Source organism: Deinococcus sp. HSC-46F16, from assembly GCF_024171495.1.
GTDB lineage: Bacteria > Deinococcota > Deinococci > Deinococcales > Deinococcaceae > Deinococcus.
Genome location: NZ_JALJZW010000010.1, coordinates 1 through 22,995 on the forward strand (window position 1 = coordinate 1; position 22,995 = coordinate 22,995).

Genomic DNA, 22,995 nt, shown 5'->3' on the forward strand with positions numbered 1-22,995 from the left:
CTCGTACCCTCCTGTCGGAAGGCCCTGCTCTCGCTCTTCTTCGCCTGTCATGCTGCCCGCCTCGCTTGAGGCTCAGAAAAGATACACCCCACCCCAGCGTCTGTCAACACCCCCCGCCCGAGTTCGGGGGATATCCCAAAACCAGCGGCTGGGTGGGCATACTTGGGCATGTTCACAATCGAGGCCGCCGAAATCACGCTGGTGCGTCTGCCCCTGAAGTTCCGGTTCGAGACCAGCTTCGGGGTGCAGACCGAGAAGCTGGTGCCGCTGCTGACGCTGCACGGCGAGGGGGTGTCGGGGCTGAGCGAGGGGACGATGGAACCCGCGCCGATGTACCGGGAGGAGACGATTTCGGGGGCACTGGCACTGCTGCGCGAGGTCTTCCTCCCCCGCGTGCTGGGCCGGACTTTCGCCAACCCGCAGGCGCTGGAAGCGGCGTTAGGACCCTTCCGGGGCAACCGCATGGCCCGCGCGATGGTGGAGATGGCAGGCTGGGACCTGTGGGCGCGGACGCTGGGCGTGCCGCTGGGCACCCTGCTGGGCGGCACGAAGACGGAAGTGGAGGTCGGCGTGAGCCTGGGCATCCAGCCGGACGAGGCAGCGACGGTGGACATCGTGCGGCGGCATGTGGAGCAGGGGTACCGCCGCATCAAGCTGAAGGTGAAGCCGGGCTGGGACGTGCAGCCGGTGAGAGCGGTGCGGGAAGCCTTCCCCGACATCCGCCTGACGGTGGATGCCAACAGCGCCTACACGCTGGCCGACTCCGGGCGGATGGCCGCGCTGGACGCCTACGACCTGACCTATATCGAGCAGCCGCTCGCCTGGGACGACCTCGTGGACCACGCCGAGTTGCAGCGGCGGTTGCGCACACCCCTCTGCCTCGACGAGAGCGTGGCGAGCGCCGCCGACGCCCGCAAGGGGCTGGCGCTGGGGGCCGGGCGGGTCATCAACGTGAAGGTCGCGCGGGTGGGCGGGCACGCCGAGGCGCGGCGAGTGCATGACGTGGCGGCGAGCTTCGGCGCCCCCGTGTGGTGCGGCGGGATGCTGGAAAGCGGCGTGGGGCGGGCGCACAACATCCACCTCTCGACGCTGCCGAACTTCGCGCTGCCGGGCGACACCAGCTCTGCCAGCCGCTATTGGGAGACGGACGTGGTGAACGAGGCGCTGGAAGCCACCGATGGGCTGATGCCAGTGCCCGCCGGACCCGGCATCGGGGTGACGCTCAACCGCGACTTCGTGGCGACGCGGGCCGAATTGCACGAGGAGTGGCGGGCTTGACGGGGCGGGCCTTCGTGGTCCGGGACGTGACCGACCCCTGGGCGATGCGGGCGCTGGAGGACGTGCAGGTGGCGGCCTGGGGCTACGCCGACCGCGAGGTGCTCCCCGCGACCATGTTCCGCATCGGGGCGCACACGGGGGCGGTGGTGCTGGGCGCGTACCCGGAGGACAACTCGGAGACGCCCTTCGGCCTGGCTTATGGATTCCCGGCGCTGCGGGGCGGCGAAGTCTGGCACCACTCGCACCTCCTCGCGGTCCAGCCCGACTGGCGTGGGAGCGGTGCCGCCGTTGCGCTCAAGCACGCGCAGCGGGAGCGGGTGCTGGCGCAGGGCCTGACGCGAATGACCTGGACCTTCGATCCCCTCGTGACCCGCAATGCCCGCCTGAACCTGGGAAAGCTGGGAGCGCGGGCGGTGAGTTATCACCCAGACTGGTATGCGCTGGGGGAAGCGCGGGAGACGGCCTTTCCCGCCGACCGCCTGATGGTGGAGTGGGACCTGACCCGGCCTCATGCCGAGCGGCCCTCCCCCGGACCGGAGGGGGAGGCCGTGCTGGAGGGAGACGGCGACGTTCCTCATCCGCCCCGTCTGGACGCCACCTCCCCACGCCTCCTCGCGGAAGTCTCCCCCCACGCCGAGCATCTGCCAGCGGAAACGCGGCTGGCCTGGCGGCTCGCGTTGCGGGCGGCGCTGGGGACCTATCTGGAGCGCGGTTACACGGTCACCGATCTCGCGCGGGAGGGCGAGCGGGCCTTCTACGTCCTGACCAAGTGAAAACGGGCACCCCGCAGGATGCCCATTTCAAGTCAAGAGTCCTCAGCGCACGGCGTTGAAAAAGGCGATGTCGCTGATCCAGTCCTGCTGGGGAATGGGCTGAGTGACCGGATTGACCACGATGCTCAGGGCCTGCGCGAGCTGCTGGCTGCCCTGAGGCTTGACGGTGGCGAAGGCGTCGCCCGCGCTGAAGGTGCTGAGTTCGGAAAGGTTGAGCTGGCGGCGGCTGGCGATCAGCAGCACCTTGTTCAGCCCGGCGGGGCCGCCGACGTTGAAGACGAAGTTGTCGCCCGCCGACGGGAAGCTGCGGACCTCGCCCTTGCGGACGTAGTTGCCGCCGCCCAACCGGTTGGGGAAAATCTGGTCCACGCTGCCGTCGGGGCTGAGGCAGAACAGGTAGACGTAGGCGTTCTCGTTCACGCTGACCGAGAGCTGGATGCGGTCGCCGATGCGGTAGGTCGGCGTGCGGGTGCCACTGGTGTCGCGGTCCACCCAGACGCGGCCCTCCAGCGTGGTGGGCACCGGGTTGACGATGATGCTCTGGGTGCTGAGCTTGGGGGCGGCCTGCGCGGGCAGGGCGAGGCTGGAGAACACGGAAGCGGTCAGGGCGAGGATCAAGGCGGGCTTCTTCATGGCGTCTCCTTGCAGCGAAAGCCGGGCGCCGACTGCGGCCTGCCGCTGGCTTTCCGGTCTGCTGGGGCCAGCGTAGGCCCGCCCGCCTGACGCGGCGTGAACGCTGGCTGACTGAACGTGAGGAAGGTCGCCTTTGGACCTCATGGAGCCGGGCGGAACAGCAAAAAGCCGCCCGGAGGCGGCTCTTGTGGCAGGGATACTAGGATTCGAACCTAGACAAACAGATCCAAAATCTGTTGTGCTGCCATTACACCATATCCCTATTGGGCAGCGCGGCCCCGTACGTGGGGCGCAGTGGAGTATAGCCACGTCCCGCGCGGAGGGTCAACCGCCCGGCGCGGCGGCGGGCGCGGCCTTCTCCACCACCGTCAGCCCCGCGAACTTCAGCAGCAGCCGTTTCTGGCCCACGCCGGGGAAATAGACGAGCACCTCGCGGCGGTCCCCGGCGTGGAAGCCTTGCAGGAAGACGCCCTCCCCGAACTTGACGTGCCGCAAGCGCAGCGGCTCGGTGGTGCTGACCGCCCGCTGCAACTCGCGGCTGGGGATGCCGAGACGGGCGCTGACTTCCGGCAACGAGAGGCCGTGCAGGTCGAGGAGTTCACGGGCTTGCAGCGGCCACGAGGGGGGCAGATCGGGCACCTCGGGCAGGGTGGCCGCGTCGGGTTCGGGCTGGGGTGCCCGCTCGACGCCCAGCAGGGCTTCTAAAAAGGCGCGGGTGGCGGGTTTGTCGGTGGGCCGCCGCTCGCCGCTGGCGAGAAAGGGGCTGTAGCAGCGGCTCACGGCGATGCACTCGTAGCAGCCGTGCGCCTCCTTGCAGCAGGTCTTGGCGGCGAGGTCGAGTGAGCGCCGCAACAGGTCCTCCAGACTTTCGAAGGCTCGGCGGCTGACGCCCAGGCCCCCCACCCAGTCGTCGTACAGGAAGAAGTAGTTGTCGCGGTCCTGCCGGAAGGCTCCCGCGAGATCGTTCTCGTCGCAGGCGACGCGCTCGGGCGTGACCTTTTGCAGCAGGTGCTTGAGGGTGTGGGCGACCGCCGTGGGCTTCTCGGTGGCGCGGGCATCCACGCCGACCTCCAGGGCCGAGGTGCGAAAGGGGGGCAGTTCCAGCGGCTCGTCGTAGAGGTGTTCGGAGAGCTTGTGGTCCTGCATGCGGTCCTGAATACGGCCTCCGCAGGCGCGGCACACCCGCTCGGTGGGGTCGGGCACCCGGTCGCAGCCGGTGCAGACGCGCTCGAAGACCTGCCGCATCATCATGTAGCCCGCGTAGCGCCGCCGGATGACCACCTCGCCGTGCCGGTACGCGAGCGGCCCCCGGCGCACCCACTCGCCCATCTTGACCGGGCTGACCTCGATGGCGTACAGCCCGCGCGTAAAGAGGTTGGCCGCGTCGAAGCGCTGCACCAGAATCGCGGTTCCGGCGGGGTGCGCCTCCCAGCGGGTGACCTTGTAGCCCTGGCCGTCGAGGGTGAACACCGCCCCCTCGTGCTTCTCGGTCAGGGCGTAGTGCTGGCTGGGGGACTCCAGCGGCGTGTCGAAGGCGCGGGGGCCTTTCTGCGCCCAGTCGGTTTCCTCGATCACCGCAAACTTGGCACTCCCCTCCCCCCGCAGGTTCCAGTAGCGCGGCCCCGGCGCGAGGTCCGCCGGAAGCCCCGCCGCTCGGCATTCCTCGTTCGCGCGGGCACGATGGCGGGGCGCGAGGTAGGGATTTTCGGCCTCCACGACCGCTTTTTCGATGGGGCCGGTTACGAGTTCGCGGAAGTTCTCGGCGTTGGAATAGAACGCGTCCACCGGCTGCGGCACCCCCTGCTCGTTCAGCGCGGGGAGGTACAGCACGAGGCCCGGCGCGATCCGCCCCGCCCGCCCCGCCATCTGCCGAAAGGCCATCCGCGAGCCGGGGTAGCCGTCGATGATGACGACCTCCAGGTCCCCGATGTCCACCCCCGCCTCCAGCGCGTTGGTGGCGAACATCACCCCACTTTTCGCGCGGCGGAACTCGGTGAGGCGGCCCTCGCGGTCGGAGGTGCCCGCCATGTAGAGGTGGACGTGCGAGCGGTTCAGCGGCTGCGCCCGGTAGGTGGAATACAGCCGCGCCGCCCGCGAGCGGCCCCGGAAAAAGGCGAGCACCTTGAGATTGCGCTGCACACTGGCACTGATCACCGCGTCCCAGAACCGCCGGGGCTGCCCCCGGTGGTCCGCAAGGTAGTAGCGCTTGCCGTGCCGGGCGGCTCCCGACTCGCTGACCTGGGTGGCCTCCACACCCACCAGCTCGCGGGCGAACTCGGCGGGGTTGCCGATGGTGGCGGTGGAGAGGACGACCTGCGGGTTGGCCCCCAGCGCCCGCGCCAGTCCCAGCAGCCGCCGCAGCATCCCGGCGACCTCCGACCCGAAGCCGCCCCGGTAGGTGTGCGCTTCGTCCAGCACGAGGAAGGAGAGCCGCCGCAGGAAGTCGCGCACGCGGGGGTGGGTCAGCGACCAGTGCAGCTTGTCGGGCGTGGCCGTGACCATCCGCACGTCGTCGCGGAAAACCTCGCCGGGCTGCGCGGTGCCCTGAAAGGCGGCGATGTCCCACCCGAAGCCGCCGCGCTCGCGGAAGGCCGCCAGCTTGTCGCGCTGGTCCTGCCCCAGCGCCACCAGGGGATAGACGAAGAGGGCCGTCGCCCCCGAATCACGCTCCAGCCGCTCAAAAACGGCTGGGAAAAAAGCGCCCGTTTTGCCACTCGCGGTCGGCGTCGTCAGAATGACGTGCTCGCCATCCCGCATCCGGCGGTACGTCTCGGCCTGATGGCTGTAGACCTCCGGGAAGCCGAAACCGCGCTGCACGGCGGGGGACCAGCCGAGGTCGGTGGCCCCCACCGTGCGGGCGGGGGCGGGGTCCTCCTGATGCAGCAGCGCCGCGCCGCCCCCCAGGATGTCGCGCAAGAACCCCTCCAGTCGGGCGTAGGGGGAGCGGGCAGCAAACACGGCTCCCAGTGTAGGCGGGAGCGCGAAAGGGGCGCGGGGACGAGGGTCACGGTGGAGGATGGGGAGTGTCAGTGGGAAGTGGGAGAGCTTTTGCTGAGGCCGATGCTCTGGCACCAATAGCCTTTTCCACCGCCACTCGCAACTTCCACCTACATCACGCTGTCGCTGTCCCGGATCAGCAGCGGCGCGTCAAATGCGGCCGGAAGCCACTCGCGCTGGGGGTGCATCGCGTCCGGCGGGCAGGAGCGCACGCAGGCCATGCAGCCCGTGCAGGCGGCGAGGTCGAGGAGCAGGCGGGCGCCGCCCTCGGGCTTGAACTCGCGGGTGATCGCCTCGGTCGGGCAGACGTTGGAGCAGACCGGGCAGTCGATGCACTTCTCGTCCACCAGTGGGGCAGGCCACATCACAGGCACATCGGGGGCCGGGGCGGGCACCAGCGAACGCCGCCGCCAGCGCCATTCCTCCGGCACGCGCTCCTGCGGCTGGCTCCAGTCCACGAAGGGCAGCGGGCGCTCGGGGAGCAGCCCCACGACCTGCTGCCGCCCCGCCCGGAAAAGGGTGGCGAAGGCCCCCCGGCGGCTGACCCGGCCCGCCCGGTCGCGGTCGTCGGGGGTTGCGGGGCGAACGGTCACCTGGGCGGGGCGTCCGGTGGGAGCGCGGAGGACTTGGGCTTCCCCCAGCACGCGGGTCAGGCGCTCCGGCACATCGGGCGCTCCCACCGGGCAGCCCGCGCAGTCGCCGTGCAGCAGGGTCAGGGGCGTCCCCCAGGCTCCGGCGGCGGCGACCACGGCGGGGGTGACGCGCCCCAGGCAGGTCAGCGCCGGACCGCCCGCCCCGCTCTGCGAACAGGTGAGGGTGGCCTCGCCGTCCACCCCCTGCCCACCGTCGCGCACGCTCTGGAGAGGCGGAGTGAGGTCGTACTCCAGTGCTCCCGAGGGACAGACCTGTACGCACAGGCCGCAGCCCGTGCAGAGGGCGGGGTCAATGGCGATGCGGTGCCCTTCCAGTGCGATCGCCCCGTGCGGACAGGTGACGTGGCAGGCGTCGCAGCCGCCCACCGCCTGCCGATCCAGCAGGCAACGTGGGGGCGTGTAGCGCGGCACCTGATCGCCGTACTCGCCCAACCGCTCCAGCACCCCGCTCAACATGCGGGGAGTCTAGCGGCGGGGCACCGGGACAAGTGGGGCAGGGGTCGCGCTTGCGGGGGCCTCGGCCAGCACGTCTGCCACCGCCCGCACAACCTCGGCCGGGTGGGTCCAGTGAAGCTGGTGGCCGCCGTCGGGGAAGAGGTGCAGCCGAGCCTGTGGCAACGCGGCTGCGAGGGGGACGGCGTGCGACTCGGCCGGGGTCAGGCGGTCGTGCGCCCCGGCAAGGACGGCGGCAGGGACGTGCAACTCCGAATACCCCGGCTCCAGCCCCCCGAGTTCCTGCGCCAGCGTCCGGTTCTCCCAGGCAAGCGCGTGCACCTGCCCCCGGCGCCGGGAAAAGGCGAGCATCATCGCGTGCCACTCGGGGGGGATGGGGGCGGGGTGGAAGGCCCGGCCTCCCTCCAGCCACGCCACCGCCCGGCCAAGAGGCAGCAGCAGCACCCGTGTGAGGAGCGTCTCCAGCACGGGCACCAGCGGCACGTAGGCGAGGGGCCGGGTCAGGCCAGGCACTGGGTACGCCGTGGGCGACACCAGCACCAGGCCGCGCACCCGCTCCGGGAACTGGGCGGCAAACGCCAGCGCCACCGCCGCCCCGTAGGAGTGGCCCAGCAACAGCACGGGCTGACGCACCTCCAGCGCGTCCAGCACCGCCGCGAGCCGCCGCACATTGACTTCCACGGTCACGGGCGTGCCGGGGCGGGCGGGCGTATGGCCGTGGCCGGGGCGGTCGGGGGCGATCAGCCGGGCATGGGGGGCCAGCGCGTTCCACAGCGGCGACACCGGCCAGTCGAGTGCCACCCCGTCGCTGCCGTGAATCAGGACGACGGGGGGGGCGCCCGGCGAGCCGCCCTCGATGATGTGGGTCGGGCCGTCCGCGAGGTCCAGCACCCGCCCACGCGGGGGATAGCGCCGCTCGTGGTGGCGGATTCGCAGGGCGGTGAGAACCGCTCCCAGCGCGAGCCCGCCCACCCAGAGCCAGCGCCTCCTCATGCCCGCCGGGTGGGGACGCGCAGGGTGATGTACAGGATGCCCGCCAGCCCCACCAGCGCCCACGCCACCTGCCCGGCCACGACCGGAATCCGGGTGAGGCTGAACCCCACCGCCAGCGTGATGCAGGTGCAGGCGATCCACTTGGCCCGCAGCGGCATGCCCCGGCCCTCGCGGTAGTCTCGTACGAGGTCACCCACCACCGGCCGCGAGAGCAGCCACGCCTCCCACTTGGGGTTGCCACGGGCGAAGCAGGCGGCGGCCAGGATGAACCAGACCGTGCCCGGCAACCCCGGCAGCAGCAGCCCCAAGAAGCCCAGGCCCGTCAGCACGAAGCCCAGCGCCACCCACAGGGGCCGGACCGGGGAGGCGGGCGGAGGCGTCATGGCGGACAGGGTAGGGCAAAGCGGCCGGGAGCGGTTGTGGCCTCCGTTCAGGTTCGGGGGGCCGCCGCGTGCATGGGCGCGTCGTGAATCCGCCCGGCGTGCCCGCTCAGAAAGCCCCCGTCGTAGCCGCGCCGCCACGCCATCAGCTCGCCCAGGATGCTCAGGGCCACTTCCTCCGGGGCCTCGGCGCCCAGACGCAGGCCCACGGGCGAGCGCAACCGGGCGAGTTGATCGGGGGTGAAGATGATGCCTTCGGCCTCCAGCTCCCGCAACAGGTCCTCGGCCCGCGAGCGCGGCCCCAGCACGCCCACATACCCGGCCCCGGAGCGCAGCGCGTGCGCGAGGCAGGCCCGGTCGCGGTCGAGGTGGTGGTTCATCACGATCAGGTGCGCCCGCTCGCCCGGCGTGAATCGGCCCAACTCCTCCGGGGCGAGGTCGTGCAGGATCGCGCCCGGAAAACGTCCCGGTGTGAGGAAGGCGGGCCGGGGGTCCACGACCTGCACCGCGTAGCCCAGCGCGTGCGCCTGCGTCGCCAGCGGCACGGCGTCGTGTCCCGCTCCGTAGATCACGAGTTCGGGCGGGGGGCTGTTCACGTCGAGGAAGACCGGGGTGCCGTCCGGCGCGGTCAGGGTCGCGGCGCGAGGTTCGCGGGCCGAGAGGCGCTCGCGGGCCGCCCCCACCGCCCAGGCGTGCAGCTCGGGGTCGGGCAGGCGGCCCACCTCTCCCCCATCCGGCAGGACGAGCACGCGCCCGGCTCCCGACAGCGGCACGGCCAGCGCCGCCGCCCGGCCCTCCCGCAGCGCGGCGAGCCACCCGGCGGTCACCGGGTCGGCCGGGTCCACCCGCTCCACCCGCACGTCCACGCTGCCCCCGCAGCCGATGCCCAGGCCCCAGGTGGCGTCTTCCGAGAGGTCGTAGTGGGTCAGGGCAGGCTCAGCCGTGGCGATCACCCCCAGCGCCACCTCCACGACCTCCGCCTCCAGGCACCCGCCCGAGAGCATGCAGACCTGTTCGCCACCCTCCAGCACCAGCATCCGCGTCCCCTCGCGGCGGTAGGCGCTCCCCTGCACGCCGACCACGGTGGCGAGGGCGGCGCCCTGCCCACGGGCCAGGGCGGCGTCCAGCGCCCCCAGCAGCAGGCGGGTTTCAGCGGCATTCACGGTGCCCCCAGTGTGGCCCGCGCGGGGGACGACAGACAAGTCCGGCTGACCCTCCCCTCACCCGTCCCACCCGGCGCGGGGGAGAATGGAGCCATGCTCGACAACATCTTCGACACGGTTCGCCGGGGCGCCGAGCGGGTGCAGCGCCGGGGCGAGGAGGTGGCTCAGACGGCGCGGCTGCGGATGGAAGTCTTCGGCCTGACCCGCGAACTCGACACCCTGTATGCCCGCTTGGGCCGCGCCTACCACGCTGGGGCGGACGCCGCCATCCTCGCCGGGATTCAGGACGACCTGCGCCGGGTCGACGAGGAGATCAGCGCCCGCGAACGCCTGATCGCGGAACTCTCGGCCCAGGAGGGAGGCGAGGAAGGGGGCCGGGTGCCCACCGAGGGAATATCCACCCCTGACTCCAGCAACCCCAGCCCCACGGACGGCGCGGCGGGGTCCGGTCCCGACAACCGCCCCGACTTCACCACCGACCGCGCGGGCACGGTGGAACCCACCATCCCCGACGCGATGCCCCGGCCGGACGAGTCCTCCCGCTCGTCCTGAAGCCGATAGGGAAGCCGCCCACGCTCGGAAAGTGGGCGGCTTTCCTGTGGACCGCTACAGGTCACGCCGACTGAAGCGCCACATCGCCAGCACGACCGCCAGCACCGCGTAGGCGGCGGCCCACAGCACCATGCCCGTGGGAATAGGCGTGGTGCTGAACAGGGGATTGGCCCCCTGCGCGGCCTCGCCCAGTTGCCGCAACACCTCGGGCTGAAGGTGGTAGGTCGCGCCCAGCCACAGCGAGTTGGTGGGCATCAGGATGGACGCCGCCCGCCCCAGCGTGCCCAGGGTGGGGCTGTCCGAAAAGGAGCCGATGGCCGTCAGGATGCCGCCCGCGAAGCCCGCCCCGTACAGCACGAAGACACCGATCCCGTTGGCGAGCGTGGTGAAGAGCGTGCTGCCCAGCACGGTCAGCGCGGTCAGCAGCGTGATGGCGAGCAGGATCAGCCCCACGGCGGGCAGGGCCTCCGGCGGCACGAAGCCCGTCAGGACCGAGATGCCGCCCAGCAGCACCGCGCTGACCAGGGCCACGTAGCCCACGTTGACCACCGTGAACCCCAGCCAGCGCCCCGCCACCAGTTCGGCGCGGCGAATGGGCCGGGCCAGCACCGACTGCATCACGCCGTTTTCCACGTCGGCGCTGACCGCCCCCACCGTGGAGAGCACCGCCATCAGCGACCCCAGGAAGAACACGAGGTACATCCCGAACAGCGCCGCGTACATGATCGGGATATTGGCCGCGCCCGTCGTCGAGCGTCCCTCTAACCCCGCGTCGATGGCCCGCTGGTCGAGGGTGCCCTCCAGCCGCCACACGCCGTACAGGTAAAAGCCGACAAAGGCGGCGGTCAGCAGCAGCAGCACGACCACCAGCCGCTTGCGCACCGCCTCGCGCAGCGAGAGTTCGGCGATCAACAGGGCGTTACGCACGGGCCACCTCCGGCGCGGCGGGAGACGGCCCCTCGATCAGTTCGAGGAACATCGTCTCCAGGTCGGGGCGGCGGGGGTTCAGGGCATACAGCCGCGCCCCGTGCCCGTGGATGGCGTCCGCGAGGACGGGCAGGGTGTCCTCACGCTCCACCCACAGTTCCAGGGCAACGCGGCCGGGGACGTTCGCGTCCACATGCCGGACCTCGCCCAGCCGCCCTAGCGCCGAGCGCAAGTCGGGGCCGAGGGTGTCCACCACCACCTCCACCGGAATCACCCCGCCCATCAGCTCGCGCATGGTGCCCTGGCGCAGCACCCGCCCGGCCTTGACGAAGGCGACCCGGTCGCAGACCTGCTCGACCTCTGCCAGCAGGTGCGAGTTCAGGAAGACGGCCACCCCCTCACCGCGCAACGCCTCGATAATCTCGCGCACCTCCACCCGCCCGATGGGGTCGAGGGCCGAGGTCGGCTCGTCCAGAAAGACCAGCCGGGGCCGCGCCAGGATCGCCGCTGCCAGCCCCGCCCGCTGAAGCATCCCCTTGGAGTAGCCCCCCAGCGTCTCCCGCCCGCGCCCGGCGAGGCCCACCCGCGCCAGAACCTCCGGCACCCGCGTCCGCACGTCCGCCGCCGCCATGCCCGCGAGCCGCCCGTGGAAGTTCAGAAACTCCTCGCCGGTCATCCAGGTCTGAAAGCGGAACTGCTCGGGCAGGAAGCCCAGCCGCGCCCGCACGCCGGGGTCGTCGGGGGAGCCGCCCAGCACGCGGACCTCGCCCCCGCTGGGCCGCACCAGCCCCAGCAGCATCTTGACGGTGGTGCTCTTGCCCGCCCCGTTGGGGCCGAGAAAGCCGAAGACCTCGCCCTCCCCCACGGTCAGGTTCAGGCCGTCCACGACCGCCCGGCCCCGGTAGACCTTGCGCAGTTCCCGCGTTTCGATGGCGCTCACAGCTCCCAGCATAGGCGTGCGCTCCACGCCCAAGCGTGCGCCGAAAGAAGGAGGACTCCCCCCGCGGCTCCCCCCCGAAGGGTGTGACCACGGTGTGACGGTCTGGACAGAACCGGTGGGGCAAAATACTCCACATGCAACCGTCTCCTGCCCGCCTCCCCGCGCTGCCGGACGCACCCGCCCCGCTCCGTGCCGCGCTGGAGAGAGCGGGAGACGCCCACGCGCGGGCCGCCGCGCTGCTCGCCCTCGCGCGGCATTACCGCGAGCACACGCTGGACACGGCCCGGCGGCTGGCACAGGCCGCCCTGGACACCGCCCTGCCGCTGGACGACGCCGCGCTGGTCGTGGATACCCTGTCGGTCCTGGCCTCCATCGAAGAAAGCCAGGGCCTGCACGAGCCCGCCTTTGACCACCTCGCGCTGGCCCTCGATCTGGCCCGCAGTCACGGCCTCGACGACCTGCGCTCGCGGGTTCACAACGGGCGGGCCATCGTGCGGCTCACAGCGGGGGACCTGGCGGGTGCCCGGCGTGACTTCCTGGAAGCCCAGGACCTCGCCCGGCGCTCGGGGGACCGGCTCGACCTGGCCAATAGCCACGTCAACCTCGCCTTTCTGGAGCATCTGGCGGGCCGCGCCCCCGAGGCGCTGCACCAGCTCAACCTGCTGGAGGAACTGCTGGGCACCTGCTCTGCCGACGAGCGGCAGGCGGTCGAACCCTACCTCCACGAGAACCGCGCCGCGACCTACCTGGGCCTGGCCCGCCGTGCCCACGCGCGGGGCCGCGCAGATGCCGGGGCCGAAGCCCGTGGGCGGGCCTGGGCCGCCCTGGCGGCGACCTGGGAGGCCCTGACACGGGCGCCCTCACGCATCATGGCCCTGATCGTGGAGGCCCACACCGCGCGGCTGTGCGTGCTGGAAGGCCACCTGGACCGCGCCCTGGCCCACGCCCAGGCCGCCATGCGCCACCACCACGAGGCCGGGCAGCGCTCCTACCTCGACGCGCTGCTGGCGATGGCGGAGGTGCAGGCCGCCAGGGGGCAGCTCAGCGCCGCACACGGGTATTACCGCGAGGCACTTGCCATCGCCCGCGAGCAGGGACGCCACCGCGATATCCAGTTCCTGCTGCGGGCCATCGCGGAACTGCACGAGCGCGGCGGCGACCTCGGCTCGGCCCTTGCCGCCACCCGCGAGGCGCTCGCGGAGGCCGACGCCACCCTGGAGCGGCTGGCGGCCATCGAGCAGCGCCACGACGACCTCTTTCGCGAACTGCGGCAGGCCCGCGCCCAGGCCCGTGACTGGCAGGAGAGCGTGCGCCGCGCCGAGGAACAGGCCCGGCACGACGTGCTGACCGGCCTGCTCAACCGCCGGGGCCTGCACGACCGCCTGCTCACCCTGCCTGGGGGCAGCGGGCCGCTGCTCGTCGCCCTGCTGGACATCGACGACTTCAAGGGGGTCAACGACCGCCATTCGCACGCCGTCGGGGACGAGGCGCTGCGGGCCGTCGCCGGGCGACTGAGCGACACTGCCCCCCCAGACAGCCTGCTGGTGCGCTGGGGCGGCGAGGAGTTCCTGCTGCTGCTGCCGGAGGCCGACCCCGCGCGGGCCTACGCGACGGTCGAGGGCCTGCGCCGGGCGGTCGCGGAGTACGACTGGCCCACCCTGCCGCGCGGCCTGCGCCTCACCGTTAGCGCCGGGTACGCCTTCGCCCCCACGCCCGCCGAGACGGATGTCGGCGCGGCCACCGAGCAGGCCGACGAGTTCCAGTACCAGGCCAAACGCGCCGGGCGCAACCGAGTCTGCCCGGCGCCACCTGTTCTGGCGTAAAAGAGGCCCCGGCCCCCCTCACGGGGAAGCCGGGGCCGGGCCGAGAACTCAGCGGTTCAGAATCTCGTCGATGCGCGTGACGACGTCCTCCGTGAGCCGCACGCCCGCCGCCTTCACGGTGTCCTCGATCTGACCGACCTTGGTCGCCCCGGTGATCACGCTGCTGACCCCCGGCTGGCGCAGAATCCACGCCAGCGCGAGCTGTGCCCGCGTCAGGCCGAGGTCGTCCGCGATGGGCTTCAGGTCGCGCACCTTCTGGACGTTCTCGTCGGTCAGGAAATTCTTGCCCCAGTTCTCGTTGTCGGTGAGGCGGGCGCCCTCGGGACGGCCCTCGTCGTACTTGCCGGTCAGCAGGCCCATCGCCAGCGGGCTCCAGACGACCAGCCCGACGCCCGCCTTCGCCGTGTAGGGCAGAATCTCGCCTTCCACCCGCTCGCGGCGCAGCATGGAGTACTCGGGCTGCTCGGTGACAGGCGCGTGCAGGCCGTGGGCCTTGGCGAACTCCACCGCTTCCGCGATGCGGGCGGCGGGCCACATCGAGGTGCCCCAGTACAGGGCCTTGCCGTCGCGGATGACCTGGTCAAAGGCCATCACGATTTCATCCATCGGCACGTTCTCGTCGTAGCGGTGGGCGAAGTAGATGTCGAGGTGGTCGGTGCCGAGGCGCTTCAGGCTGCCGTCGATGGAGTGCAGGATGTGCTTGCGCGACAGCCCGCGGTCGTTCACGTCATCGCTCATGGGCCAGTAGACCTTGGACGAGATCACCAGCGTGTGCCGGGGCAACTCGCGCAGCACGGCGCCCATCAGCTCTTCGGAGCGGCCCCGCGCGTACACGTCAGCCTGATCGAAGAAGTTCACGCCTTCCTCGTAGGCCTTCATCACGATGTCGCGCACCATCGTCTCGTCGTGGACCGAGTGCCCGAAGGTGACCCAGCCGCCCAGCGAGACTTCGGAGACCTTGAGGCCACTTCTGCCGAGGTTGCGGTATTCCATGCCCGGTACTTTACCGAGTAAAGCGGAGCGCCACCCCAAAATGGGGACGCGGTTAAGAAGACTCCCGGCGCCGCCGCTGGTCCGCGTACCACTGCGGCCGCGTGCCGTCGAGGTCGGTGAAGCCGTAGAGATCCGCGAGTTCGCCCACGTCCAGAATCCGGCCGGTGTGCCGCCCCACCTCCGGGTCGGCGGCGAGGGCCACCACCCCCCGCGCCGCGTAGTGGGGCGTCTCGGTCTGCCCGGCAAGTTCGGCCTCGCTGTGGTGCTGGAGCATCAACTCAGTCCGCATCCAGCCCGGCGCAACGCCGACCACCGCGATGCCCTTACCCTGCAGCTTGTGCCCCAGCGCATACACGAGGCGGTTTTTCGCCGCTTTGCTCACCTCGTAGGGCAGCCAGCCGGGCGGTTCGTCGGTGTGCCAGGTCGTGGAGACGATCAGGCCGTGACCCTGGGTGCCCATGACGTATTTCAGCGCGAGCAGGCTGGTCAGGGAATCGCTGTACGCCCCCGCCAGCAACATGTCGCGCAGTTGCTCCGGCGGCTCGTCCCAGACCTCACCGACCGCGCCACCTCCCGCCGCGCGGTCATGGGCGCCCCAGGCGTTGTTGACGAGGAGGTCGAGCCGTCCGTGCTGCCCCGCGATGTGGCGAACCACCGACTCCACCTGCGCGGGGTCGGTGTGGTCACATCTCAGCGGAGTGGCCCCACCGCCTGCCGCGCGGATGGCGTCGGCGGTGTCGTCCACGGTGGTCTGCGGCAGGTTCGGCACCGTGCTGTGCCCGCGCGTGCTGCGGGCGGTGACGATGACGTGGGCGCCCACCGAGGCGAGTTCCAGCGCCGTGGCCCGGCCCAACCCGCGTGACGCGCCGGTGACGAGCGCCACCTGGCCCGCCAGCGGCCGGGTCACCCCTCGCGCCGCGTGTCCCCGGTGCTTCCGGCGCCCTCTTCCAGGGAGATGCTGGCCGACAGCACGACCTGATCGCCGCGCTGCTCGACTTCCACGTTGCTGTTGCCCGCCGGGAAGTAGCGCTTGACCACTTCCAGCAGGTCATGGCGCAGCGCGTCCACCTTGCCGGGGGGAATCTGGGCGCGGTCGTAGGCCAGCACGAGTTCCAGGCGGTCTTTCAGCGTCTCCTTGGAGCGGCGGCCCTTCATCCAGGAAAACATCTCAGGCCCCCCCGAACAGGCGGCGCAGCACCGCCAGGAAGCCCCGGTCCTGCTCCAGCTTGGGATAGGGCACGTCCTCCCCCTTCAGGCGCCGGGCCGTGTCCATAAAGGCCTGCCCCGCCGCCGACTTGCCCAGCACGGCGGGCTCACCCACGTTGGTGCTGACCAGAATGCCGTCGTCCTCCGGGATGATCCCGATGGGCTTGACGCCCAGGATCTCCAGCACGTCGGCCTCCGAGAGCATGTTGCCGCTGGCGACCATCTTGGGGCGCAGGCGGTTGATGACGAGGCGAATCTCACGGACCTGCTGGGCTTCGAGCAGCCCGATGATGCGGTCGGCGTCACGGACGCTGGAGACTTCGGGGTTCACGACGACCAATGCCCCCTCGGCGGGCGCGGCGGCGGTCTTGAAGCCCGACTCGATTCCGGCGGGCGAGTCGATCAGGACGCGGGTAAAGCCCTCCTCCTCGATGAGTTGCCGCACCACACCCTTGAACACCTCGGGGTCCAGCGCGTCCTTGTCGCGGGTCTGGGAGGCGGGGAGGAGGTGCAGCGACTCGACGCGCTTGTCGCGGATGATCGCCTGCGAGAGGCGGCACTTGCCCTCCAGCACGTCCACGAGGTCGAAGACCACGCGGGACTCTAAGCCCATCACCACGTCGAGGTTGCGCAGACCCACGTCCACGTCAATGACGACGACCTTCTCTCCCAGTTTGGCGAGGGCCGCCCCGATGTTCGCGGTGGTGGTGGTTTTGCCCACGCCCCCCTTGCCCGATGTGACGACGATGACCTTGGCGTTCATGCTGGGGCCGAGTGTATCAACTCTGCTCCTGCGTGCCCGGCGGTGTGACGTCCGCCCTACCTTCCGGGGAGACGGCCCTGTACACTGGCCGGTCGAGTCTCGCGCCCGGCGTGCTTCCCACGCAGCGGCGCATGCGCGTGGAGGAACCCCGATGACCGTACTCAACCCGCTGCCCCCCGTGGCAGCCCCCCAAATCACGCCGCCGAAGGTCGGTTTCATCTCGCTGGGCTGCCCCAAGGCGCTGGTGGATTCCGAGCGCATCCTGACCCAGCTCCGTGCCGAGGGCTATGAGGTTGCCCCCAGTTACGAGGACGCGCAGGCCGTCATCGTGAACACCTGCGGCTTTATCACGCCTGCGGTCGAGGAATCGCTCTCGGCCATCGGTGAGGCGCTCGACGCCACCGGCAAGGTCATCGTGACCGGGTGCCTGGGCGAGCGCCCCGAGAAGATTCTGGAGCGCCACCCCAAGGTCGCCGCGATCACCGGCTCCGAGGCGGTCGACGACGTGATGGGCTACGTGCGCGAGCTGCTGCCCGTCGAGACCGACGCCTTCACCGGGCTGCTGCCGGTTGCCGCGCCGGGGATGCGGCCTGAGGTGCAGACGCCCGAGCGCGAGGCCACCCGTCACGGCGACGTGTTCGCCCCCTCGGTCAAGCTGACGCCCCGGCACTACGCTTACGTGAAGATCGCGGAAGGGTGCAACCACACTTGCGCCTTTTGCATCATCCCCAAGCTGCGCGGGCGGCAGGTCAGCCGCGACGCGGGCGCCGTGCTGTACGAGGCCTTCCGGCTGGTTGCAGGCGGCACCAAGGAACTGATGATCATCTCGCAGGACACCTCCGCCTACGGGGTGGACGTGCGCTACCGCGAGAGCGAGTTCCAGGGGGGTCAGGTGCGGGCGCACCTCACCGACCTCGCTGTGAAACTGGGGGAGATGGGCGCCTGGGTGCGGATGCACTACGTCTACCCGTACCCCCACGTGGAGAAGATCGTGGAGCTGATGGCGCAGGGCAAAATTCTCCCCTACCTCGACGTGCCCCTTCAGCACGCCTCGCCCAAGATCCTGAGGCTGATGCGGCGGCCCGGCGCGGGCAAACAGCTCGACACCATCCGGCGCTGGCGGGAGATCTGCCCCGATCTCGTGATCCGCTCGACCTTCATCGTGGGCTTTCCCGGCGAGACGGAGGAGGATTTCCAGGAGCTGCTGACCTTCCTGGAAGACGCGCGGCTCGACCGCGTAGGGGCCTTCCCCTACTCCGACGTGGAGGAGGCGGACGCGAACGGGCTGCCCAACCCTGTGCCCGAGGAGATCAAGCAGGAGCGCCTCGCCCGCTTCATGGAGGTCGCGCAGCGCATCAGCGCCGAGAAGCTCGCCGAGAAGGTGGGCCGCGTGATGGACGTCATCGTGGACGAGTTCAACGACGACGAGGGCGATCTCCCCGGCACCCGCCTGATCGGCCGCACCAAGGGCGACGCCCCCGGCATCGACGGGCAGGTGTACCTGTATGCGGGCGACTTCGCTGGGCAGGTCAAGATCGGGGACATCGTGCAGGCCCGGATTGAGGACAGTGACGAGTACGACCTCTACGGCGAGGTGGTGGCGCGGCCGGAGTGGAAGCCCAACGTGCCGCAACTGGGGCACTTCGGGAAGCACTGAGGGCGACAAGACAGGAGGGCGGCGCAGAGAGCTTCTGGCCGCCCTTCTCTCTTGGTCCTCCGCTCAGCCTTGCGGACTCCCCCCCCCCAGCAGGTAGCGAATGACATCCTGGGCCGTGTACCCCGGCGTCCACCCGCCGAGCTTCACGAGGTCGTCACCGCTGGTCAGCAGGGGTTGTTCGACCTGTCCCCCCTTCTGAATCTGGGCGTAGCCCGCGTCGGCCATCAGCGCGTTGCACAGGCACTTGCGGCCCACGGTTTCCTCGGGCTTGCCGCCTTTGCGGACATAGTCGGCGACGGGTTCGGCGGCGCAGCGGAGGCCGACCTTCTCGCCCTCCCAATACGCTTCGCGCAGGTAGCCTATGTCGCAGATACGCATGCGGGCGGCGTACTCCTCCGGCTCGGAGAGCGTGCCGGGCAGCCGCACCACCTTGAAGGGAAACCCGGTGGGCGAGGCCAGCGGATCGGTGTACACGGCGGCCTGCCCCGCGCGGGCGGCGGCCAGCGAAGTCTGCCGGGCGTCATCGCGCAAGCCGCTTTCCCGGCAGTACTGGAAGAGGGTGCCCACCTGCACGCCCGCCGCCCCTTCCGCGAGCGCCCGTTGCAGCCCCTCGGGCGAGCCGCTGCCCCCCGCCAGCCAGAACGGGAGGCCGATCTTGCGCATCTCCGCGAGGTCCGCGAGGTCACGTTCGCCGTAGACCGGCTGCCCGGACTCGTCGTAGGTGACCTGACCGCGCGGCGGGGCGTTGTGGCCCCCGGCGGTCGGCCCCTCGATCACGAAGCCCTGGATGCTCCCGGTCGCCTTGCGGGTCAGCACCCCGGCGAGCACGTGCGAGGAGATGATCGGATAGAAGTTCGGGCGCTTCAGGCTGAGGCCCCCGAAGCCGTAGTCGGCGGGGTCGAGCGAGAGGGGCACGCTGGGCGAGGGGCCGTCGCCCTTTACGTCCACCCGGAAGGAACCGGGCTGGCCCTGCGCGAAGGCGTCCAGCACCCCCGGAATCTCGCGGGGAATCCCGGCGCCCATGATCACGGTGTCCACCCCCGCGAGCATCGCCCCGTACAGGGCAGGCATGGTGTGCAGGTGCAGCTTGGTCAGGAGGTTCAGGCCGACCGGGTTGCCGTGCCCCTCACGGGCCAACCAGACCTCCGCGAAGCTGCCCAGGATGGCGAGTTCCCAGGCGGGCTGCTGGTTGCGGAGGGTGGGCAGCGGCACGCGGGCGTAGCCCTTGCCGGGGGGACGGCCGCCCTCCAGAAAGTACTTGTCGATGGCCTTTTGCGCCCACGCCTGGTCGGGAAAGTGCGCCAGCGCCCGCCGGGTGTGCCCACCGGGATCGCCGTCCTGAAGGCGACGCACGAGCAGGTTGTCGATCCCGGTGCCCGACACCACGCCGAGCTGCCCAGTGCGCGACACCGCCCGCGCGAGTTCCCAGTTGGAGATGGCGACCCCCATGCCCCCCTGGATGATGCGGGGAAGGGCGGGAGGAGGCTGCGGGGAAGGGGTGGGAGAGGCAACAGGCAGAGTCGTCATAGGAATCTCCGGGGAGAGAAAGGGCAAAGGCGGGGCAGAATCTCAGCCCCACTCTGCACCGGATGCACCCCCGGCCCGGCCCGGTCTGAACGCGGTCAAAGGGCCGGGAGGGCAGGCTCCTGTAAGACCTCGGCCCCTACACTTCCGGGGTGAGTCCCGACCTGCTGCTCGTGGTGTTCGCTGGCGTGCTCGGCCTGCTGGTGGGGTCGTTTTCCAATGTGCTGATCTGGCGGCTGCCGCGCGGGGAAAATGTCGCCTTTCCGCCCAGCCATTGTCCCCACTGCGACCACCGCCTGTCTCCACGCGACCTCGTGCCGGTGGGGTCGTGGGTGGCACTGGGGGGCAAGTGCCGTTACTGCCGCGCTCCCATCAAGGCCCGCTATCCGGTGGTGGAGCTGCTGACCGGCGTGGGGTACGCGACCATCGCCGCGCTCTACCCCTTCGCGCTGTACGGCGGGGCCACGCTGGGCCTGTTCGTGCTGTTCACGCTGCTGCTGGTGGCGAGCGCCATCGACCTCGACACCTACACCATTCCCGACGAGCTGACGCTGCCGGGAGTGGCGCTGGGCGTGGGCTTCAGCTTTCTGAATGCGCGGTCGGGGGCGGTGGATGGCCTGGGGCTGCCCACACCCGCCGAGGCCATCCAGGGGGCGCTGCTGGGCGCGGGCCTGCTCGTGACCATCGACCTGATCGGGTCGTGGGTGCTGCGACGCTTCCGCGAGCGGCGCTACCCGGAAACGCCCATCGGCTACCAGCAGATCGCCCTCGCGCTGCTGGTGGGCGCGTGGGCGGGGCTGGGGTGGGGGGTAGCGGCGGCGGTGCTGTCGGCGGCGGCGAATCTACTCGCGCGGCGAGTCGTCCGGGTGCCGGAACTGCTCACGCTGGGGGGTCTGCTTGTCAGCGTGGGGCTGGGAGGATCGGGCTTTGGCCCTGGACTCATCGTGATGGTGCAGGGGGCGCTCGCCGCCGGGGGTGCTGTCGCGCTGCTCGCGGGCGTGTACTGGTGGCGGCGCGGGGACGACGCCGATGAGGACGCGCCCTTCGACCCCGCTGCGATGGGCTTCGGGGACGTGAAGCTGGCCGCCGTCATCGGGGCCTTCCTGGGCTGGGAGCGGCTGCTGGTGGCGGTCGTAGTCGCCGTGTTCGCGGGGGCGCTGCTGGGGCTGGTGCAGGTCGCCCTGAAACGCGAGAACCGCCTCAAGTTCGGCCCCTACCTCGCGCTGGGCGCGGTGGTGGCGCTGATCTGGGGCGGGGCCGTGGTGGAGAGCTACCGGACGCTGCTGGGCCTGTAGGGAACGGTCAACCGCGCAGGGGAGGCATCACCACCGCCTCCTCCTCTTCCCTGGGAGGCTGGGCCTGCGCTCCACCCCGGCGCGGGCGGGGGCCGACAGGCACGGGGACGCCGAGGCCGTCCTCGCCCTCGTCACGGCGGCGGGGAGGGAATGGCTCGGCGGATATGGTGCCCGTCCGGCTGTACCCCCTGTCCCTGGACGCGCTGAGTCTGTCCAGAAATGCCCGTAGCGAGAATCTGGTCATGGGCCACCGTACTCGGCCGCCGTGCCGGGCGTCTCCCCCTCCCCTTCCATTTGCCCCTGTTCGGCTGAGCCCTGTGAGCGGGCCACCACCGTCACCCGCTGGCGCTGGCGCAAGCCCACGAGGCCCACGTCGGCGGTCGCTGTGACCGTGACCCCGGCGGCGTTCGCGGCGTCCTGCGCGGCCACCTGCACGAAGACCTCCATGTCGCGCACGACCGTGTGGCCCACGAAGGCGTCCATGTAGCGGTCGAGACTGAACAGTTCCAGCAACCTCTCTGCCGCCGCGTAGCGCAGGGTCAGGGTGGAACCGGGCGCCGGGTTGCGCGTCTTCGGGCAGAGTTCGGGCAGCTCCAGCACATGCTCGACGACCGTGGGTAGGTCCGGGTGGGCGTTGGCGATGGTGCGCAGCAGGTCGGCCGGGCGCTCCATCACGCGGCGGCGCGGCTGACCTGCCGCACCCGCAGAGCGAACAGGGCCGCGATCGCGTACTTGGCGAGGATGTCCGCGAAGATGATCTGCGTGATGTCGCGGCTGCTCATGTCGCCGTAGAAGGCCAGCAGCGTGAACAGGACGGAGTCCAGCGGCACGCTGACCGCGTTGCTGGCGAGCACGCGGGTCCACCAACTCTTCTGAATCAGGCGCTGATAGACGGCGGTGTCGGCCAGTTCGCCCACCAGAATGGCGAGAAAGGACGCGCCCACGAAGCGCCAGGGCGTGTCGGTCAGGACCGCCGCCACGGTGTTCACGAGCAGGGCCAGCGCGATGGCGATATAAACGGCCCGGAGGCCCCCCGCCCGGTGAATCCGGTCGCGCAGGGTGAACACGGCCGCGAAGAAGATGGTCCCCACGCTGAGCAGCCCGAACACGGGCAGCGGGATGAACTGATTGAGCGTGAGGTTGGCGAGCAGGATGCTCAGGGCGTACAGCGCGGTCAGGATGATGACCGGGCGGCCGACGACGGAATAGGTCATGGCGTTTTTCCTCCAGCCGCAGCGACAAGACAGGTCACGGGCCAGCGCCCAGAGTAGCAGGCAGAGGGGAGCAGCTTGACCCGCCGTCAACCGGCCGCCGAACGGTCCAGCGGTGGCGTCAGCGGCGCGGCGTTCAGCACCCGCGCCAGCCGGAAGAAGGCTGGGTCATGCGCCGGGTTCGTCCACGCGGGCGACTGCACCAGCAGCAGGGCCGTGACCTCGGCGGGATCGGGGAGACCGTCGGTGGGGCTGTTCATCCGGCGCAGGGTGACCCGCTCCAGCACGTCGGGTGGGAGGAGAGACGCGACCTCGCCCCACGTGCGGCTCAGGTCGTACCCTTCCGCGACGGGCAGGTCCGCGTGCCAGTCCGGGTAGAGACAGGTGTAGTGCCGCGCCCGTCCCGACGCCAGGGCCAGCCCCGCCCAGTTGCCGGGCCGCACCCGCGCAGGATCACCGCTGAGGCTGGCGAGGTCGTGGTGGCTGTCCACGTTGAGCACGTGGGCACCGGGGAAGGCCGCCAGCCACTCCCAGGCGTCCGCGTGCGTCAGGGTGACGTGGGCGGGCACACCCGCGTAGCGCTCCAACGCCTCCCAGCCGGGGTAGAGGGGGAAGTCGGCGGCCAGCCTCTCCCAGCCCAGGCCGCCGCGCTTGCGGGCACGTGTCCGCCACGCCTCCACCCGGTCTTCCTCGCGGTCGCGGGTGCCCCAGATGGGCGCGTCGAAGACGAGTTCGCGGGTGCCGGAAAAGGCGTCCCAGTCGATGGAGAGCAGCAGGGGCG

General features: G+C 70.9%; 22 protein-coding genes and 1 tRNA gene. 6 read left to right on the forward strand and 17 right to left on the reverse strand.

Annotated elements, in window-relative coordinates; translation table 11 throughout:
- Nucleotides 1-168: 168 nt before the first annotated feature.
- Both menC and L1280_RS15005 read left to right on the forward strand, forming a co-directional pair.
- A complete protein-coding gene (gene menC, locus L1280_RS15000) occupies nucleotides 169-1,278 on the forward strand; it encodes an o-succinylbenzoate synthase (RefSeq protein ID WP_253583154.1) in 1,110 nt (369 codons plus the stop codon).
- Nucleotides 1,279-1,322: 44 nt separating this feature from the next.
- Nucleotides 1,323-2,051, forward strand: coding sequence for an acyl-CoA acyltransferase (locus L1280_RS15005; RefSeq protein ID WP_256488409.1), 729 nt, complete (start codon nucleotides 1,323-1,325; stop codon nucleotides 2,049-2,051).
- Nucleotides 2,052-2,093: 42 nt separating this feature from the next.
- On the opposite strand, the gene L1280_RS15010 is transcribed toward L1280_RS15005, so the two are convergent.
- The 7 genes from L1280_RS15010 to L1280_RS15040 form a co-directional block, all read right to left on the reverse strand.
- The gene (locus L1280_RS15010; protein ID WP_253583157.1) at nucleotides 2,094-2,684 is read right to left on the reverse strand and encodes a DUF4384 domain-containing protein; all 591 of its coding nucleotides are present in this window, start codon (nucleotides 2,682-2,684) and stop codon (nucleotides 2,094-2,096) included.
- A gap of 188 nt (nucleotides 2,685-2,872) precedes the next feature.
- Nucleotides 2,873-2,946 (reverse strand) — tRNA-Gln (locus tag L1280_RS15015).
- Between the two features lie 62 nt (nucleotides 2,947-3,008).
- Entirely contained in the window at nucleotides 3,009-5,642 is a 2,634-nt protein-coding gene (locus L1280_RS15020) for a DEAD/DEAH box helicase (protein WP_253583158.1), read from the reverse strand.
- Between the two features lie 149 nt (nucleotides 5,643-5,791).
- Nucleotides 5,792-6,790, reverse strand: a complete 999-nt coding sequence (locus tag L1280_RS15025) for a 4Fe-4S dicluster domain-containing protein (protein ID WP_253583159.1) — start codon at nucleotides 6,788-6,790, stop codon at nucleotides 5,792-5,794.
- A gap of 9 nt (nucleotides 6,791-6,799) precedes the next feature.
- Nucleotides 6,800-7,780 (reverse strand): alpha/beta fold hydrolase, encoded by a 981-nt coding sequence (locus tag L1280_RS15030; RefSeq protein ID WP_253583161.1) that lies wholly within the window; start codon nucleotides 7,778-7,780, stop codon nucleotides 6,800-6,802.
- Nucleotides 7,777-8,163, reverse strand: a complete 387-nt coding sequence (locus tag L1280_RS15035) for a YbaN family protein (protein WP_253583162.1) — start codon at nucleotides 8,161-8,163, stop codon at nucleotides 7,777-7,779. Before L1280_RS15035 ends, L1280_RS15030 begins: the two co-directional genes overlap by 4 nt.
- A gap of 47 nt (nucleotides 8,164-8,210) precedes the next feature.
- A complete protein-coding gene (locus L1280_RS15040) occupies nucleotides 8,211-9,323 on the reverse strand; it encodes an XdhC family protein (protein ID WP_253583164.1) in 1,113 nt (370 codons plus the stop codon).
- 93 nt (nucleotides 9,324-9,416) lie between these two features.
- Here L1280_RS15040 and L1280_RS15045 point away from each other — a divergent pair, with 93 nt between their 5' ends.
- Complete coding sequence (locus tag L1280_RS15045; RefSeq protein WP_253583165.1) at nucleotides 9,417-9,875, forward strand: hypothetical protein; 459 nt, start codon at nucleotides 9,417-9,419, stop codon at nucleotides 9,873-9,875.
- 54 nt (nucleotides 9,876-9,929) lie between these two features.
- Here L1280_RS15045 and L1280_RS15050 read toward each other — a convergent pair whose 3' ends face one another.
- Nucleotides 9,930-10,802, reverse strand: coding sequence for an ABC transporter permease subunit (locus L1280_RS15050; RefSeq protein ID WP_253583167.1), 873 nt, complete (start codon nucleotides 10,800-10,802; stop codon nucleotides 9,930-9,932).
- Nucleotides 10,795-11,754 (reverse strand): ABC transporter ATP-binding protein, encoded by a 960-nt coding sequence (locus L1280_RS15055; protein WP_253583168.1) that lies wholly within the window; start codon nucleotides 11,752-11,754, stop codon nucleotides 10,795-10,797. The genes L1280_RS15050 and L1280_RS15055 overlap by 8 nt, the downstream gene beginning before the upstream one ends.
- 122 nt (nucleotides 11,755-11,876) lie before the next feature.
- Here L1280_RS15055 and L1280_RS15060 point away from each other — a divergent pair, with 122 nt between their 5' ends.
- Nucleotides 11,877-13,565: a diguanylate cyclase domain-containing protein gene (locus tag L1280_RS15060; protein WP_253583169.1), complete on the forward strand. Its 1,689-nt coding sequence runs from the start codon at nucleotides 11,877-11,879 to the stop codon at nucleotides 13,563-13,565.
- A gap of 48 nt (nucleotides 13,566-13,613) precedes the next feature.
- Here the strand turns inward: L1280_RS15060 and L1280_RS15065 are convergent, their stop codons facing one another.
- From L1280_RS15065 to minD, 4 genes are read right to left on the reverse strand one after another with little or no spacing between them, the layout of a single operon-like run.
- Nucleotides 13,614-14,558 carry an aldo/keto reductase family protein gene (locus L1280_RS15065; RefSeq protein WP_253583171.1) on the reverse strand — a complete coding sequence of 315 codons (945 nt, stop codon included), beginning with the start codon at nucleotides 14,556-14,558 and terminating at the stop codon, nucleotides 13,614-13,616.
- A gap of 52 nt (nucleotides 14,559-14,610) precedes the next feature.
- Nucleotides 14,611-15,465, reverse strand: a complete 855-nt coding sequence (locus tag L1280_RS15070; protein ID WP_253583173.1) for an SDR family NAD(P)-dependent oxidoreductase — start codon at nucleotides 15,463-15,465, stop codon at nucleotides 14,611-14,613.
- A complete protein-coding gene (minE, locus tag L1280_RS15075; RefSeq protein ID WP_253583174.1) occupies nucleotides 15,462-15,725 on the reverse strand; it encodes a cell division topological specificity factor MinE in 264 nt (87 codons plus the stop codon). Before minE ends, L1280_RS15070 begins: the two co-directional genes overlap by 4 nt.
- Before the next feature lies 1 nt (nucleotide 15,726).
- Nucleotides 15,727-16,527: a septum site-determining protein MinD gene (gene minD, locus L1280_RS15080; protein WP_253583175.1), complete on the reverse strand. Its 801-nt coding sequence runs from the start codon at nucleotides 16,525-16,527 to the stop codon at nucleotides 15,727-15,729.
- Nucleotides 16,528-16,678: 151 nt separating this feature from the next.
- Between minD and rimO the strand changes: the two genes are divergently transcribed.
- Nucleotides 16,679-18,184: a 30S ribosomal protein S12 methylthiotransferase RimO gene (gene rimO, locus L1280_RS15085; protein WP_253583176.1), complete on the forward strand. Its 1,506-nt coding sequence runs from the start codon at nucleotides 16,679-16,681 to the stop codon at nucleotides 18,182-18,184.
- Between the two features lie 63 nt (nucleotides 18,185-18,247).
- On the opposite strand, the gene L1280_RS15090 is transcribed toward rimO, so the two are convergent.
- A complete protein-coding gene (locus tag L1280_RS15090) occupies nucleotides 18,248-19,711 on the reverse strand; it encodes a nitronate monooxygenase (RefSeq protein WP_253583178.1) in 1,464 nt (487 codons plus the stop codon).
- A gap of 149 nt (nucleotides 19,712-19,860) precedes the next feature.
- Between L1280_RS15090 and L1280_RS15095 the strand changes: the two genes are divergently transcribed.
- Nucleotides 19,861-21,003, forward strand: coding sequence for a prepilin peptidase (locus L1280_RS15095; RefSeq protein WP_253583179.1), 1,143 nt, complete (start codon nucleotides 19,861-19,863; stop codon nucleotides 21,001-21,003).
- A 240-nt stretch (nucleotides 21,004-21,243) separates the two neighbouring features.
- Here the strand turns inward: L1280_RS15095 and L1280_RS15100 are convergent, their stop codons facing one another.
- The 3 genes from L1280_RS15100 to L1280_RS15110 form a co-directional block, all read right to left on the reverse strand.
- The gene (locus L1280_RS15100) at nucleotides 21,244-21,675 is read right to left on the reverse strand and encodes a hypothetical protein (RefSeq protein WP_253583228.1); all 432 of its coding nucleotides are present in this window, start codon (nucleotides 21,673-21,675) and stop codon (nucleotides 21,244-21,246) included.
- Nucleotides 21,675-22,217, reverse strand: a complete 543-nt coding sequence (locus L1280_RS15105; RefSeq protein WP_253583181.1) for a VUT family protein — start codon at nucleotides 22,215-22,217, stop codon at nucleotides 21,675-21,677. The genes L1280_RS15100 and L1280_RS15105 overlap by 1 nt, the downstream gene beginning before the upstream one ends.
- 86 nt (nucleotides 22,218-22,303) lie before the next feature.
- Entirely contained in the window at nucleotides 22,304-22,990 is a 687-nt protein-coding gene (locus tag L1280_RS15110) for an arginase (RefSeq protein ID WP_253583230.1), read from the reverse strand.
- Nucleotides 22,991-22,995 lie beyond the last annotated feature (5 nt).

Excerpts from the sequence above, each read along its gene's own strand:
- L1280_RS15100 (WP_253583228.1), bottom strand. The coding sequence starts at position 21,675 with ATGGAGCGCCCGGCCGACCTGCTGCGCACCATCGCCAACGCCCACCCG.
- minD (WP_253583175.1), bottom strand. The coding sequence starts at position 16,527 with ATGAACGCCAAGGTCATCGTCGTCACATCGGGCAAGGGGGGCGTGGGC.
- menC (WP_253583154.1), top strand. The coding sequence starts at position 169 with ATGTTCACAATCGAGGCCGCCGAAATCACGCTGGTGCGTCTGCCCCTG.
- L1280_RS15055 (WP_253583168.1), bottom strand. The coding sequence starts at position 11,754 with ATGCTGGGAGCTGTGAGCGCCATCGAAACGCGGGAACTGCGCAAGGTC.
- L1280_RS15090 (WP_253583178.1), bottom strand. The coding sequence starts at position 19,711 with ATGACGACTCTGCCTGTTGCCTCTCCCACCCCTTCCCCGCAGCCTCCT.
- L1280_RS15030 (WP_253583161.1), bottom strand. The coding sequence starts at position 7,780 with ATGAGGAGGCGCTGGCTCTGGGTGGGCGGGCTCGCGCTGGGAGCGGTT.
- rimO (WP_253583176.1), top strand. The coding sequence starts at position 16,679 with ATGACCGTACTCAACCCGCTGCCCCCCGTGGCAGCCCCCCAAATCACG.
- L1280_RS15065 (WP_253583171.1), bottom strand. The coding sequence starts at position 14,558 with ATGGAATACCGCAACCTCGGCAGAAGTGGCCTCAAGGTCTCCGAAGTC.
- L1280_RS15010 (WP_253583157.1), bottom strand. The coding sequence starts at position 2,684 with ATGAAGAAGCCCGCCTTGATCCTCGCCCTGACCGCTTCCGTGTTCTCC.
- minE (WP_253583174.1), bottom strand. The coding sequence starts at position 15,725 with ATGTTTTCCTGGATGAAGGGCCGCCGCTCCAAGGAGACGCTGAAAGAC.
- L1280_RS15035 (WP_253583162.1), bottom strand. The coding sequence starts at position 8,163 with ATGACGCCTCCGCCCGCCTCCCCGGTCCGGCCCCTGTGGGTGGCGCTG.
- L1280_RS15005 (WP_256488409.1), top strand. The coding sequence starts at position 1,323 with ATGCGGGCGCTGGAGGACGTGCAGGTGGCGGCCTGGGGCTACGCCGAC.
- L1280_RS15105 (WP_253583181.1), bottom strand. The coding sequence starts at position 22,217 with ATGACCTATTCCGTCGTCGGCCGCCCGGTCATCATCCTGACCGCGCTG.
- L1280_RS15060 (WP_253583169.1), top strand. The coding sequence starts at position 11,877 with ATGCAACCGTCTCCTGCCCGCCTCCCCGCGCTGCCGGACGCACCCGCC.
- L1280_RS15045 (WP_253583165.1), top strand. The coding sequence starts at position 9,417 with ATGCTCGACAACATCTTCGACACGGTTCGCCGGGGCGCCGAGCGGGTG.
- L1280_RS15025 (WP_253583159.1), bottom strand. The coding sequence starts at position 6,790 with ATGTTGAGCGGGGTGCTGGAGCGGTTGGGCGAGTACGGCGATCAGGTG.